General features: G+C 33.3%; 1 protein-coding gene. It reads right to left on the bottom strand.

The features are described from left to right. Positions 1-20: 20 nt before the first annotated feature. On the bottom strand, positions 21-1,679 hold the full coding sequence (locus H6F62_RS20290; RefSeq protein WP_190372838.1) for an IS1634 family transposase: 1,659 nt from the start codon (positions 1,677-1,679) through the stop codon (positions 21-23). Between the last annotated feature and the right edge of the window lie 232 nt (positions 1,680-1,911).

Raw genomic sequence — 1,911 nt, 5'->3', positions numbered from 1 at the left:
TAAATTGATAGAGATAATAATTAGGTGACTAATTGATAGTAACGAAAACAATCATCTGGTAAAAGATTCAAGATAAAATCTCTATCTTGAGTCCAATTAGAGACGTGTTTTTCATTGTTATATTCAACTAAATGAATACACTCAAAGCATTGAAAAATCCAGCGCAAAGTAGGGCGGTTAGTTGCTTTACCTAATTGATTTTTAATTGTTGATTTAGAATTGAAGAGAGCATTTCTAATTTGACGTTGAGCCAAAGTATAAACTAGTAGACATAAACCCATAATCATTCCCAGCGACTCTATTCTTTCAGGACTTTTGAGGAAAATACTGTCGGCAAAAAATAATGGGTCTTTGAGAAAAGCAAACCCCCGTTCACATGATTGTTGAGCTTTATATTCACTTAGCATAGAATCATTACTTAGTTCCTTTGAATCTAAAACGTTCGTAGCAATAATAAAACGCCCTGCACTCAGCATTTCCGTATTAATTTTACTTTCATCCTGGGAGACTGTAGCTGATATTTGGTAAGATATTTCTTGTGGAGAATCTTTTGTCTTAGATTTGACTTGAGTAACTTTACTTTCGTTAATTTGGTGATATTTAAACTGTTTTGATAATTTTGATAATGCCTTCATAGCATCTGCTTCACAAGCAAATTCTTCTGGTGATAACTTTTTCAAATCCTGCACAGCTTTTGATTCTGCTTTGATAACTTTTTCTGTGAGTTTACGCAAGTCTGATTCTCTTCTTTCTTGACTTTGTACTACTAGCCATCTCTGTTCTATTCCTGCATAATTTTCGGTTTTTGATGCTAATTTATATCCGGGTATTGTACTATCAATAAATTCTGATTCTGGTATTGTTGATATTAATGATTTTGCTGCTTTGATGCTTAATGGTACTCGACATAACCACTGTAAATCTGACATCATTTTCAGGTTTGATTCTGTATATAATGCCGAGTCAGCAACCATGAGACTATTAACTTCTAATTGTTTGTGATATTCTATTGCTATTTTACCAAAACATGATGAGTCCGCTTGGTTTCCCGATGCTAGTTTTAAAAATATTGGTATGTCTCCATCTCCTGAACATATCATTTCTATGATGAACTGTTTTAAATCTGGTCTGTGGTCACGGGAATAACCATAAGTGATGGTTATTTCTTTTGGTGATTTTACTGCTATTTCTTCTAATTCTTGGTTATTTCCTATTTCTTGACTCTCAAATATTACTTCTGGTAAGCTAGTGTTATACTGTCCATGTACGTGCATTGATGATGAGTCTAGATGTGATGTTGATAGTGATACTCCAAATTTTTGGGCTGCTTTTAAGGCTATGATAAAAAATATTGTATCCAATCCTTTGATAAATAGTTTATCCATGACTCTGCCTAGTTTGTCGTCGTTGAGATATTCTGGTTTTACTCCTGTTCCTATTAGATGTTCACAAGCGATTGTTTCAAAATATTTAGGAAACATATATAACGGTTTGGAGACAAATCCTAACCCGTTTATTATCATGGCTTTTACTACTTGACCTGCATTTACTTTTTCGTCTTTTTCGACTCCTATTAATTCATTTATTATTTCTACTATTCCGATTGAATCTATGATTCCTGCTACTATCCCTAGATGGTCTATGTTCTGAATTTCTATTTCTTGGGGTTTTAATTTCACAACAGTTTCCTCTACTTGTCTATTATGATTCTCTCATTTCTTGCTTTCTGAATAATAAATTTTTTAATCATCTTGAATTCGGACTCCTTAGGAAACTTTACTTTCTCACACCACCCCCCTTTTAATGATATGTATTCTCATTAAGCTTATTTCTCTTTAATTGATCGTTAGTTATTATGTACTACTATCTCTGCTTTTTTGATCTGTGACAGTTCAGGGTGCGGAATGTGGG

The sequence above is a fragment of the Anabaena sp. FACHB-1391 genome (assembly GCF_014696755.1).
Taxonomy (GTDB): domain Bacteria; phylum Cyanobacteriota; class Cyanobacteriia; order Cyanobacteriales; family Nostocaceae; genus Dolichospermum; species Dolichospermum planctonicum.
Note: the sequence above shows the minus strand (reverse complement) of the source record. Positions and strands in the feature narration are given on the sequence as shown.